The sequence below is a fragment of the Alkalibacterium subtropicum genome (assembly GCF_900112455.1).
In the GTDB taxonomy this organism is placed as follows: domain Bacteria; phylum Bacillota; class Bacilli; order Lactobacillales; family Carnobacteriaceae_A; genus Alkalibacterium; species Alkalibacterium subtropicum.
Map to the genome: position 1 here is coordinate 18731 of NZ_FOLT01000017.1, position 13498 is coordinate 32228.

At 37.8% G+C, this 13498-nt stretch carries 10 protein-coding genes; 9 read left to right on the forward strand and 1 reads right to left on the reverse strand.

The genetic code is table 11. From position 1 onward, the window contains the following. Positions 1-124 precede the first annotated feature (124 nt). The 9 genes from BM049_RS10610 to BM049_RS12070 all read left to right on the forward strand — a co-directional run bounded on the left by BM049_RS10610 (position 125) and on the right by BM049_RS12070 (position 13072). The gene (locus tag BM049_RS10610) at positions 125-730 is read left to right on the forward strand and encodes a DUF1819 family protein (protein WP_091531486.1); all 606 of its coding nucleotides are present in this window, start codon (positions 125-127) and stop codon (positions 728-730) included. After that, on the forward strand, positions 727-1308 hold the full coding sequence (locus BM049_RS10615; RefSeq protein WP_091531488.1) for a DUF1788 domain-containing protein: 582 nt from the start codon (positions 727-729) through the stop codon (positions 1306-1308). Before BM049_RS10610 ends, BM049_RS10615 begins: the two co-directional genes overlap by 4 nt. 20 nt (positions 1309-1328) lie before the next feature. Beyond that, on the forward strand, positions 1329-4970 hold the full coding sequence (gene brxC, locus BM049_RS10620; RefSeq protein ID WP_091531492.1) for a BREX system P-loop protein BrxC: 3642 nt from the start codon (positions 1329-1331) through the stop codon (positions 4968-4970). A gap of 12 nt (positions 4971-4982) precedes the next feature. After that, positions 4983-8495: a BREX-1 system adenine-specific DNA-methyltransferase PglX gene (pglX, locus tag BM049_RS10625; protein ID WP_091531495.1), complete on the forward strand. Its 3513-nt coding sequence runs from the start codon at positions 4983-4985 to the stop codon at positions 8493-8495. 14 nt (positions 8496-8509) lie between these two features. After that, positions 8510-11065 (forward strand): BREX-1 system phosphatase PglZ type A, encoded by a 2556-nt coding sequence (pglZ, locus tag BM049_RS10630; protein ID WP_177188697.1) that lies wholly within the window; start codon positions 8510-8512, stop codon positions 11063-11065. A gap of 23 nt (positions 11066-11088) precedes the next feature. Continuing rightward, on the forward strand, positions 11089-11277 hold the full coding sequence (locus tag BM049_RS10635; RefSeq protein ID WP_143079486.1) for a hypothetical protein: 189 nt from the start codon (positions 11089-11091) through the stop codon (positions 11275-11277). A 131-nt stretch (positions 11278-11408) separates the two neighbouring features. Next, the gene (locus BM049_RS10640) at positions 11409-11669 is read left to right on the forward strand and encodes an AbrB/MazE/SpoVT family DNA-binding domain-containing protein (protein WP_091531502.1); all 261 of its coding nucleotides are present in this window, start codon (positions 11409-11411) and stop codon (positions 11667-11669) included. Beyond that, positions 11663-12007 carry a type II toxin-antitoxin system PemK/MazF family toxin gene (locus BM049_RS10645; protein ID WP_091531505.1) on the forward strand — a complete coding sequence of 115 codons (345 nt, stop codon included), beginning with the start codon at positions 11663-11665 and terminating at the stop codon, positions 12005-12007. The genes BM049_RS10640 and BM049_RS10645 overlap by 7 nt, the downstream gene beginning before the upstream one ends. Before the next feature lie 339 nt (positions 12008-12346). Further along, a complete protein-coding gene (locus BM049_RS12070) occupies positions 12347-13072 on the forward strand; it encodes a YecA family protein (protein ID WP_091531508.1) in 726 nt (241 codons plus the stop codon). Between the two features lie 137 nt (positions 13073-13209). Here BM049_RS12070 and BM049_RS11905 read toward each other — a convergent pair whose 3' ends face one another. Further along, positions 13210-13410: a hypothetical protein gene (locus BM049_RS11905; RefSeq protein ID WP_091531510.1), complete on the reverse strand. Its 201-nt coding sequence runs from the start codon at positions 13408-13410 to the stop codon at positions 13210-13212. Positions 13411-13498: the final 88 nt, after the last annotated feature.

Genomic DNA, 13498 nt, shown 5'->3' on the forward strand with positions numbered 1-13498 from the left:
TCATTACTAATACTCGACCACCTATTTATTATTGAGGTGGTCTTTTTTAGCTTAACCATTTCGCCGATCAGGCCAAACTGTTATACTTAAAGGTAATAGAGTCTATTAGAAAAGAGCGAAAATTATGACTAAAAAGTACCTAACAACGTTAAATACACGTCCGTTTTTATATCGAGAAACTAAAATGGTTGCTGAGTTAATTGATCAAGGTATGAGTGATGAAGATATTAAAGAAAAAGTAATAGATGATAATATTTTTCAACTGACAAGTAAAGATCGGCGTACAAGTTTTCTGAGCGAAATCAGAAAACGGTTGAACAACCTAGATGAATTCCTGCTAGAAAAATTTCTAGTCTCTGATACATCGACACGTAAAGCTATCTTACTCTATGCCATTCTTATGAAAGACACTTTGTTCTATGAATGGATGAGAGAAGTTGTTTGGGACAAATGGTTAACGCTTGATGACGAAGTCACAAAATTAGATACTACTTCATTCATTGAAAACAAGGTTGAGCAAAATGAAACTGTGGCAAAATGGAAGATGTTAACACGTGAACGTTTAGTAAACGCTTACCACCAAGCGCTGGTGGATGCAGAGTATGCCAATTATTCGGAAACTAAGATCATATTACAAAGACCAATCATTTCATCTCAAGTTGAACAGCATTTAAAATCCGAGAAAGAAAAACATATCGTAGAAGTATTGTTAGGGGAGGTTATCGAGTGAGACCAATCACAGTAAGGCTTGATGAGTTAAATGAAAAATTATCAGATCCGAAAATCTTATCAAACAAAGGTCTAGGTAACGAAGTGGGGTTTTACATTTTTGACTACGAACCGGAAGACGAACTGGTGGTTAGAGATGCTATTCCCTATATAAAGAAGCAGATACAGAGGGAGAACCCGGGAACAAAAATTCAGGTATTTGATTTATTCGATATCGTTTTAGCTTTTTTTGAAGAACGTGGGTATATGGATAAGAACTTTAAAATGGAAGATAAAAAAAGAAGTGAATTCCTTTACGACAAGATGAAAAAAGCCTTGAAGCTTGCGACTGATAATGACTGGATCGTTAAATATATTAGTGCACATATGGATGAAGATGCCATGATTTTCATTACAGGAGTAGGTAAAGCTTATCCGATTGTTCGCTCACACACGGTATTGAATAATCTTCAAACAGTCGTTGAAAAGAAACCGTTGATCATGTTTTATCCAGGGCGTTATGAGAACGGTGGATTACGTTTGTTTTCACGCTTTATGGATGACAATTACTACCGTGCATTTAAACTGATAGAAAACTAAACGAAAAGGAGTACACGTCTATGAAAATAGAACAACTATTTAAAAAAGACATCACACGAGATATTCAAGGTGTTATAAAAATCGGTCAAAAAGAAAAAGAGAATATCAAGCAGGAACTTGAAGAGTATGTCATAACTGAAGAACTGCATCAGCATTTCGAAACGTTCTATAAAGCCTACTCAAAAGCTTATGATAAACCGACCGATAGGATGGGCGTTTGGATTTCAGGTTTCTTTGGATCTGGTAAATCTCATTTCTTGAAAATACTTTCTTATTTACTTCAGTCCAATATGGAAATCGATGGTAAAAAACCTGTTGATTTCTTTAAGGATAAACTACATAATCAGGAGTTACTGTCGATGATGCAGAAAGTCACGGCTCATCCAAGTGACGTCGTCTTGTTTAACATTGACTCTAAGGCTGACTCTGACAGCAAGCAGAATAAAACGGCGATCGTTAAAGTGTTCAATAAAGTGTATAACGAAATGCGCGGTTATTCTGCCAGTATTCCATGGTTAGCTGAACTAGAAGAGACCTTGGATGAAAAAGGAGAATATGAAGCATTTCAAAGCTATTTTGAAGAAGAAACAGGCTTGAAATGGTCCGAGGGTAGAGAAGAACTGTATTATAACTTTGACGAGACAGTTATCGCTTTAGCCAAAGCAACGAACAGCAGTGAAGAGAGTGCTAACCGCTGGCTTGAGAATGGTGAAAATAATTACTCAATATCAGTAGAGGAGTTCGCTCAACGTATCAAAAAATACGTCGATAAGAAAGATAAAGACTACCGTCTGATTTTCTCTGTAGATGAAGTGGGTCAGTATATATCTGAAAATACGAATTTGATGCTTAACCTGCAAACCGTCGTTGAAGACTTAGGTAAACTTTGCAACGGTAAAGTATGGGTAATCGTTACTTCCCAACAAGATATAAACAGTTTACAAGAACATATGTCCTCAACCGATTTCTCTAAAATCCAAGGTCGGTTTAATACCCGTGTGAGCTTGAGCAGTGCGAACGCCGATGAGGTTATCAAGATTCGTTTGCTTGATAAAAAGGCAGACGCATACGCTAAGCTTCTTTCTAACTACGATGAGCATGCTGTGTCGATCAAAAATAAGCTCGAGTTCGAAGATGCTGCAACGATGCAGTTTTATAAAAGTCGCGAAGATTTTGCCAAAGTGTATCCCTTTGTGCCGTATCAATTTAACCTCCTCCAAAAAGTCTTTACTGGCATTCGTGAACATGGATCTGCTGGGAAACACTTATCGGATGGTGAACGTAACCTACTGGAATCCATCCAGCAGGCAACGATTCAGCATAAAGAGGCCGATCTCAACACATTGATTCCTTTCCATGTCTTTTACGATAATATCGACCAGGCTCTAGAGCATTCGGTTCGTTCAACGATCATCAAAGCCAATCAGAATGAGATGCTGAGTGATTTTGATGTCAATGTCTTGAAGCTTTTGTTCCTCATTCGTTATGTCGATGAAATGCCAGGAACACTCAAAAACTTAACGACTTTGATGATCCATTCTATCGATGAAGATATGATCGAATTAAGCAACAACATCAAGCGCTCACTAGATCTGCTGGAAAATGAATTTTTGATCCAGCGTATCGGTAACAAATACTTGTTCTTGACTAATGAAGAACAGGATATCAACCGTGAAATTGATAATATCGAAATTCCTACATCGGAATACATTATGGAAGCTGGGAACCGCCTGATCAACGACGTGTTGAATCTTAGACGCTTTACTTATCAGCCTTATTGTGATCAACCTGATATTACCTATCTCATGGATATCTCTTTATGGATCGATGACCGTTCACTGAGAAGCACGTCTTCAACGATCGGTGTGCGTTTCATGACAACCTATTCCGACCACTATGAAGATCAGGATGCCATTGCCTTGTCTCAACGCGAAGATAAAATGGTTATCGTCCGTTTGCCTGAAGAGGAAGACTTCACTGAGATCAAGAATTACTTACGAATCAATCAGTATTTAAGAAGACAGACGACTCAGTCACTGACACCTTCTCAGCAAGACATTCGCCAGAGAAAAGCTTCTGAACGTAAGCAATTAGAAGATGTCTTTGTTGCCAAATTGAAACAAGATATTAGTGATGCCAATATCCTAGTCAATGGATCAGAAATTGACATCAGTGGTACACCGGAAAAGCGTATTGAAAAAGGCTTATACTCGTTGGTTTCAAATACGTACCCTAAAATCTTCTATATAAAAAATTCTTATTCAAAAGATGAACTGGAAAAACTTATTTTACGTAGAGATGTTTCCTTGCTAGAAGAGTATGAAGATAAAAATAATGAAGCAACGGAAGAGATCGAACGTTATCTTGATATGCAAAAAGAGCGCAACATGGTCGTGACGTTGAGAGAAGTTCTGAACCGTTATACGGTGGAGCCCTATGGATGGAATGATCTGGACATTTTAGCGAGCTTAGTCCGCTTGATCAAACTTGAAAAGGTTCAGTTCACTTTAAACAGCAAACACATGAATGTATTTGAAAACGACTTTATGCGAAATATTCAAAGCTCCAAATGGCAGGAGAAAATCGTTGTTGCTAAACGCAAAACATTAAATGACTCAATCAAAAGACAAGTCAAAGAGCTGACCAAGGACCTATTTAACATTTCAGCACTGGAAGATAAAGAAGAAGACATGTATCAGACCATAACTAACCGATTCAGTACAGAACTGAAAGAGCTGCAGGATAAACTGTCGCTTTACCGAGAAAATAGCTATCCTGACCAGCAGTTGATCCGCGATGCGATCACAAAAATAGAGCGTCTACTTTCTATCAAAGATGCCAGAGAGTTCTTGACTCAGTATGTTGAACAGGGAGACGAACTGTTAGATCTATTCGAAGATCTTGAAGATATATTAGAATTTTTAAACAATCACAAAGGTATATTTGATAAAACGACAGAGCAAATCAGTCTTTACGAGAAAGACCGTAACTATATCGAAAACGATGAGTTACGAACGATTTATGAAGCGGAGAAGGCGATCATAGATTTGCCCCGTCCATATCGCAAAATGAAAGAATTGAAAGACTGGACGGATCAGTTCACTTCGGCGTACACAGATGAACTGGAATCTGTATCACAGCCTGTTCATGAAGCCATCGAGCAAGACAAGTTAGACATCGAACAGGAACTTAAAGCAATAGAAGGGGAGCCGGAGTACGACAAGCTTTACCGCAGTTATAAGTTCCGTCTATCCAATGTTGAAACAGGTTTACAGACAGCAGGAACAGTTCGTGACTTAAAATCATTTAAACAGGAATCCAGTACGATCAAAGGAACACTTATTCATCAGATCGAAGAAGCGAAACAAGTGATTGCGAAAAGGAATAAAGAAGTAAAAGTAACTCCACCGATTAATACAACTCCACCTAAACCCACTGGAGGTAAGGGCGATGGAGCAAATGGTCGAGATGGTGGAGAAGTTGCCATTAACCAGACACCACCAGCAAGTCCACCTAAAACAGTTGTGGTTCACAAAGACACAATCATTCCAAACCGCATGGTCGAGCTGAATAGTGAAGAAGACATTGAAGATTATCTAAATGAAATGCGCAAAACCTTGAAGAAGTACCTAGACAACGCCGACTACATCAAATTGATATAGGAGAGACGGACTTTGAATAAGACACAACTACGAAAATTTGCAGCAACGGCTCGCAAGAGAATAGAAGATGCTGTAAAGCAAAAAGCTTACTCGTTTGGCATCACCAAAGATGAGATCAACCCTTTACAAGAATTAAGTGACGGGCTCATTATCAATGGAACGGTTATAGGCGAGCGTGAACAAAAGCAATACAATCATTTGAAAAACCGTATCTTAATGGAAGGATACGAAACAGTCATGGACGAAGCGGCTTACACTTGGTTTAACCGCTTCGTTGCCATGCGCTACATGGAAGTCAATGATTTCTTACCCATTAATATGCGTATTTTATCTTCAAAAAAACCAGACAAACGCGAACCTGATGCTTTGACAGAGATTTTATCACTCGTGGATGACCTTGATCTGAACCGCGAGCGTGTTTATCAGATGAAGGAAGACAGTCAGCTGAATGAGCTTTATCAATACTTATTAATTAAACAAAGCATCAAACTGGGAGATATACTTCCTAATGTCTTTGATCCAATTACCGATGACTTGGCACTACTTCTTCCAGATAATTTGCTTAACGAAAATAGTGTTATTCGAGATATCGTTACGATGGTTGATGAACAAGACTGGACAGAAGTTGAAATCGTCGGCTGGTTGTATCAATATTACATTGCTGACCAGAAAGAATCCTTCTTTTCTAATAGAGGTAAAAAGGCAGGTAAAAAGGATATCCCAGTAGCTACCCAACTATTTACACCTAAATGGATAGTGAAATATATGGTTGATAATTCTTTAGGAAAATACTGGTTAGAACGATATCCGGATAAAGATATTGAAACGTCCTTAGATTATTATTTAAAGTCAGGTGATAATAACCTTGGTGATAAACCAGCGGTCGACATCGAACAGCTGACCTTTTTAGACCCCAGTTGTGGTTCTGGACACATATTAGTTTATGCTTTCGATGTATATTATAAGCTATATCTCTCACGAGGATATAGAGAACGAGAGATTCCTAAATTAATTTTAAATAATAACCTTTTTGGGCTTGATATAGATAAACGTGCAGCACAATTAGCCACATTTGCTTTAACTATGAAAGCCAGAGAATATGACCGACGTTTATTCAGTCGAGACTATAAGGTTCATATTCATAGTATTGAAGAAAGTAATACGATTGAAAATGAATATGTGGAATTACTTGCGGATGAAAATACAGATGTAAAAACTGTTACAGAATTATTAGTAAGTGTATATAATGATGCAAAACTATATGGATCCATCCTTCAAGTGCCAGAGATTGATATATCTCTAATTGAAGGTCAAATGGAATCAATTAAAAACAGAACAGAGATTGATATCTTTACTACTGAATTAATTGAATACGTCTTTCCTCTAATTGAGGATTTGATCGATCAATATAAATTATTGAGTAAAACATATGATATTGTAGTCACGAATCCTCCATACATGAATAACTTCAATAAAAATTTAAAGGACTTCATCAATAAACATTATAAAGATTACAAGAAAGATCTATTCTCTGTATTTATTTATCGATGTACTCTGTTTACTAAAGAACATGGTTATACAGCTCTAATGACACCCATGGTATGGATGTTTATATCTTCCTATGAAAAATTAAGAAATTATATTGTTAAACATAAGTCTATTGGAAGTCTTGTTCACTTAGAATATTCTGCCTTTAAAGATGCCACCGTGCCATTGTGTACATTTGTGTTGAAGAATGAATTTTCCGATGAAAAAGGGACATACATACGTCTAACTGAATTTACTGGCGGAATGGATGTGCAAGAAGAGAAGTTCTTAGAAGCCAAGCATGATTCTACCACCTCATTCAGATATGAAACTGACTCTAGCAACTTCAGCAAAATTCCAGGAAGCCCAATTGCTTATTGGATAAGTAATTCAATGCTCAAGGTTTTCGTTGAAGGAATCTTATTAGAAGAATATGCTGAAGCTAAAAATGGTTTTACTACAGGAAATAATAATTTATTCTTAAGATTATGGCACGAAGTAGATCCACATAATATCGATTTTCATGAAAGTAGTATTGAATATGTAAGTGAAAATACACATACTTGGTTTCCCTATAATAAAGGTGGAAGTTTTAGAAAATGGTATGGTAATTTAAAACATGTGATTAATTGGTCTGATAATGGACGTGAAATAAAAAACTATGGGCACTTAGTTCCTAGAAGTTTAAGTTATATGTTTAAAACTAGTCTAACATGGTCTAAAATTTCTTCTGCCTCTATTTCTTTTAGATTTGTACCTTCTGGAAACATGTTCGATGTTGCAGGTCTAAGTATGTTTGTAAAAAACAAAATTTACTTAAATTATTTGTTCGCTTTATTAAACTCAAAAGTAACAAAAAGAATATTGTTAATGCTATCACCAACATTAAATTTTGAAACAGGGCATATTCGCTCTATACCTGTTATTTATAATGATAAAAGACATAATTTAATTTCTGATATTGTTAATATAAATAAAATATTATCAAAAAATGACTGGAATTCCTTCGAAACCTCCTGGGATTTTGAGGACCATCCTTTCATAATTCACAAAAAAGATTCTGCATTAATTGAAAACAGCTTTAACAACTGGGAAGAAGTTGCTGAAGAACGCTTCTACCAGTTGAAAGCAAATGAAGAAGAACTGAACCGTATCTTCATTGATATCTATGGTCTTCAAGATGAACTGACTCCTGAAGTGGAAGAAAAAGATGTGACAGTGAATAAAGCCGTATTGGACCGAGACGTTAAGAGTTTCTTATCTTATCTCGTTGGTTTGATGTTCGGTCGCTATTCACTTGATAAAAAAGGTTTGGCTTATGCTGGTGGAGAGTGGGACGAGAGCCACTACACTTCTTATAAACCAGATGACACCAATATCATCCCATTGACTGAAGATCAATATTTCGAAGATGACATTATGAATAAGATAGAAGAACTGGTCAGTTTAATTTACGGAAAAGAGACACTTGAAGAGAACCTGCGTTTCATTGCCGAAGCACTCAAGATGAAGAGCAATGAAAGTGCAAGAGACCGCATACGGCGTTACTTCATGAAAGAATTTTATAAAGATCATTTGAAGACCTATCAGAAACGTCCAATATACTGGCAGTTCACGAGTGGGAAACGTGGCGCATTCAAAGGCCTCATGTATCTTCACCGGTACCACAAATATACCGTTGCTCAGCTCCGTACCGAGTACATTCTGCATCAGGCCACAGTGCTGGATAATCTTATCACTCACGAACAACAAGTCATTGCCGATGAAACCAGTTCAGCCACACAAAAAGCTCGGGCACAAAAGACGATCGATGAGTACACTAAAGACCGGGCAGAACTCGCCAAATATGACCGGGTCATCGAACACGTCGCCAGACAGCAAATCGACCTTGACTTGGATGACGGTGTAAAAGTCAACTATCAAAAATTCCAAAATATTGAAGTGACAGATGATACATCAAACAAACCTAAAAAGCAAAACGTCTTTGAAAAAATATAACAGGAGGTGTTCACTTGGCTGAAGAGTTACTTTCGCGTATCGAAACCTACTATGACGCTCCTTTAAAAGATGGCGAAAAACGAAAGATCTTATACTTGTTCGATCCCGAAGAAGCCTACGCTGACACAATCAAAACGTGGGCAGAAGAAACGGATGCAGTAGAACTATTAACAGTTACCACTCACAATTTTTTTCAAACTAACTATCTGATTGAAAAGGAGTTAAAGGACACGCATCTCTTTTTATATTTTGCTATGGAGAGACCGCGTATGGAAGACAACCCCCTCCTAGATGTTCTTCTCTACAGCGAGGAGCTGAAAGTCGATGCCTTAAGCCAGTTGTATCTGACTCTAGGTATCGATCCAGACAATGAAGAGGTGACCTCGGTCATCAAAGAATACCCTGTCTTTTTCAGGGCCAAAAATCGGATCAGCCAGTTCAAGCGTCTATATAATGAAAGTCCCTATCACTCAGCAGAAGTCGTTGACTATGCCGTCTTTGCTGCGTTGACTAAGGCGCAAGCTGCGACTTGGATGGCTGTTTTGATCGAACTCTTTGAAGAAGCGGCTTCCAAAGAAAACAGTAAGTGGGACCAGCTCGTTAAATTCGGAGATGAAAAGCAGTTCTGGAGCATGATTGACCAGTTATTGGGCTACAATAAAGATACGAGCATGAATGGCAGCTTATCCGTCGACGAACTCATGCATCAAGTCTTTCTCACCTATTTAGGGACGGAACTTGGACAGTCTATGCCAAAAGAACTTAAACCTTACATGCTTGAAAAAAGTAATCCGATCGTGATCTTCATCAATCAGTGGATGAATACGAAAAATAAAGAATCAGCCTTTTACTTTGTCTCCACAGTCGTTGAAAGTGCATGGGACTTTGATCATCTCTTACATGATCTTCCAAGTGAAACGTTGACGGAGTGCGAGACATTTAAATGGTTCGACCATGAACTCATCGACCGATTTGTGCAATCGATTCAAATGCATGTCAGTGACAGCGACCGACTGTTGCCGCTCCTAGCTAAACGCCGCAACACTATCTGGTTCGACCATTTTCAAAACAGTTATATCTTCTTGAAATGGGCCATTCAATTGAACCATTATACAGAAAGCTTTGAAGCCGACTGGCAGGGGATGGCAGAGCCCCGTGAACTTTGGCAGTATTACAGTGATCAAGGCTATCATGTGGATACTGCTTACCGTAAAATGACAGAATACTATGATGATCTCGAACCTGACCAAAAGGATACAGTCAGACCGGTAAAGGATCAAATGGAGCGACTTTACGTCAACCAGTATCTGAATGACTTTACAAAAAAATGGGATCTGTACTTTAAAAACAGCCACACTTTTGATTCAAACAAACTGCAAGCTAACTTCTTTGACAAAGAAGTGAAGCCTTATCTAGCTAACGACCGGCGTATTGTTGTCATTATTTCGGATGGCTTACGCTATGAGGCGGGTAAGGAACTGTACCAAGAGTTAACAAAAGAGAAGCGGTTTAATGGAGAAATCGACTGGATGCAAACAGAACTGCCTTCTATTACTTCGGTTGGTATGGCAAGTCTGCTCCCACATCACTCACTAGAATTTCAAACAGATGGTACTGTCTTAGTCGATGAGATGAAAACGATAGGACTCGCAAACCGTGAGGCTATATTGAAAAAGAATGGCCATCCTGAAGCCCTAGCATTAAAAGCGACAGACATTGATCAAATGACTAAGGACCAGTTAAGAGAGAAGATGGCAGGTAAGAAGCTGGTCTACGTTTACCATAACAAAGTGGATGCTATAGGTGACCATTTGCCAACGGAAAACGATGTTTTTAAAGCAACGAGGGATTCAATCAATGACTTGATCCAATTAATGAATCGCTTAACAGGGGACGTCAGTATTGGCGCCTTCTTGGTTACTGCCGATCATGGCTATCTCTATACACGATCTGCTATTTCAAGCAGTGATAAAGTTTCGGTAAAAAATAATTTAGATGCCTGGGTAAGAAACAAACGCTTTATATTATCTGAGAAAGAAGAGGATCATTACAGCGGACTGAGTTTTACTCTGTCAGAGCGCTTAGATAATACAGGCTACATCACCGTACCGAGAGGCATGAATCGTTTTGCCTTAAAAGGAGGAGGCTATCAATATAGTCATGGGGGACATTTGCCACAAGAAATGATGGTCCCTTTACTTCGAATCAAGACAGACCGCAGTCGGAACGAAATACCGGAAGTGGATGTGTCACTGATCAGTCAGACACGGAAGCTCACAAACAATATCGTCTGGTTATCCTTCCTGCAGACAGAACCGGTGTCAGAACAGAAGAAAGAGAAACGACTGAACCTCTATTTTGAAGATGAAAAGGGAAGAAAAATCTCTAATGAATTAACACTCATTGCGGATAGAGAAAATAAAGCAAGTGACGAACGTGTCTATACGGAAAAGTTTGTTCTACTCAACGAATCTTACAGCTCACTTGATACCCATTACTTTGTTATGGAGAATGCTAATGATGAAGAGGATACTGTTAAAGAACGGTTCAAGCTAGACTTGATTGGATGACGTTTGAAAAAGAGAGGGACGAAATGAAAAAATCTGAAGAGGAAAATTTTGAAGATTTTGTTTATAGCGATAGCTACTTCTTCATCGCAGGTCATACCAGTGGAGGAGCTCATTACAGCATAACTATGGAAGAAGCCAGAGAACAAGGACTGCTGGAAGAAAATGAGTTGACCAGTGATGAAGATGATGAAGATTTAGAGTTGCCGTTTTAAATTGCAGATGACCTTCAAGGAGATACTACTTATACCTCGAAGGTCATTTTTTGCTTATACTGATCACCAATGTAGGCACATTGTATAAACAATGGTAAAATTGTGGTATAAAATACTAGGAGGGCACTGTTATGGCTGCAGTGAGTAAAAAAGTTCATAAACAAGCTCAAAAATGGGGAAACAGTATAGCCATACGCATTCCAAAAGAGATGGCAGATGACTTGCACATAAAAAATAAAACGAACGTATCGATAGAACTTGTGAATGGTAAATTGGTGGTTGAACCAGAAAAGAAGAAACTATCCTTAGACGAACTACTCAGTCAAGTGATGGATGAAAATAGACATGACATGACTGACTGGGGGGAAGAAGTAGGTAGAGAAAAATGGTAAACTTTCCTAATGAGGGTGATATTATTATGTTAAATCTTTCGCCAACTAAAGGTAACGTACGAAGCGGATTCCGACCTTGTATAGTTCTTTCAGACTCTAGATTTAATAAAGTCCTTGGTTTAAGTATCGTCGCACCTATCACCAACCAAAAGAAAGGCTATCCATTTGAAGTACAACTGAGAGATGGAATGAAAACAACGGGAGTTATTCTTACAGATCACCTCTGCTCTGTTGACTTGAAAAGTAGAATGTTTAAAATTGTAGAATCGGCTCCAACATCACTACTTGATGAGTGCAGAGAATATGTATTTTCGTTTATGGGTGGAGAAGATGTTTAGTCATTTTAAAAAATAACAGGATATTTGTACTCGGTAATAACCTTTTGAATAAGTAAATCACGCTTAAAATTTTAAAAAGGCTTTTTTTGATCTCTCTTTAACATCAATTCAAAAAAATTAATGCCAAACAAGGTCAGATGTTGTATAATAAAAGAAGGGAATCCCTCCTGGAGTACTTGTCTTTTTTAGACAACCTAAATGTGCCATATGGAGGGGTTCCTTTTTATATTCTTATGTTCTGGAAAATTTGGTTTATTAAGTGCTATAAACGATATATATGAAATTGCTCAATTATAGTGAAATGTTTTCTTAAAGACTGACTGGAGGAAAGGAAAATACATGAATTTACTTTCAAAATATATTGTCACTTTAACCCGTCTTTATGGTGTGGTACATAGAGATGTGGTCGCTGAAATCTATAATCAGCAAAACGAGGAGCAAATTTCTCCTCAAGACGTCGAAGATTGTTTCGATACATCGGTTCAAGAAATCGAAAAGCACTTTACTTATAAAGAAGGCAACTATTTCGTTCATGAAACAATTCTCGTATATGATGATTTGGATGATACTCTGGCAAAGCAAGCAGGTAAGCCAAGGTACATTCCTGAGATGGATGAATTAATGAAGTATATGGATCAGTTTTACTTCTATAAGTCTGAAGCATACAACGACCTATATGACCATGTATTAAAATATCACTTTGATGGTAATGAAGAACGGGCGGAAGAAGTCTGCGAAGACGCTGAGGGCATGATTGAAGTCAATGCGAGTTTTGGAACAGTTATGTCAACTTTAGATAATCTAGGTGTAGAATTTAATAGTAAACAGCAGCGAGATAAAGTCAAGCGATTAGTCAGGAAGCTTCAGGATAATGTAAGACTATGGACAAATAAAGGGCATACGAATCAAGAATTAAAAGATTTAGGGTACAGTGCTGCTGGTAATGCATCTGCTGGCAATCAAGTACTGACCAAAAAATTAGGACGTAATGATCCCTGTCACTGCGGCAGCGGAAAGAAATACAAAAAATGCTGTCTGGATAAAGATCAGAAAATGAAAATATAATAATTTACTGAAAAGAGACGCAGTCGATGAACATCGGTTGCGTCTTTTTGGTATAGAAAATAAATTTGCAGTTGAATATTTAACGCTTTGGAATGCAAAGTTTGATCGCAGGAGTTAAGCTACGACAGACAAAATACTTACGAAAATAGATCAGCAAGATACTCTGCCACCTTGTCTTCTTTTAGCAATCGTGCCTTTATGACCATTTCACGCTTTATGTCCAATTCATTATTTAACCATTTGTTTCTGATGAGTTTGTTATAGTAGTCATGTAAATAAGAGCTATTTTGAGCATTATTCATTAAATGTGCTGGAATATAGAGCTCTATGTGTTCCATTCGTTTATCCTTTCGAGTTTAAGTTTGAGAACTGTTTCCAAGCGTTCCATTATACCAAAGGATGAGAGAGTACCAAAATGGCATCCGG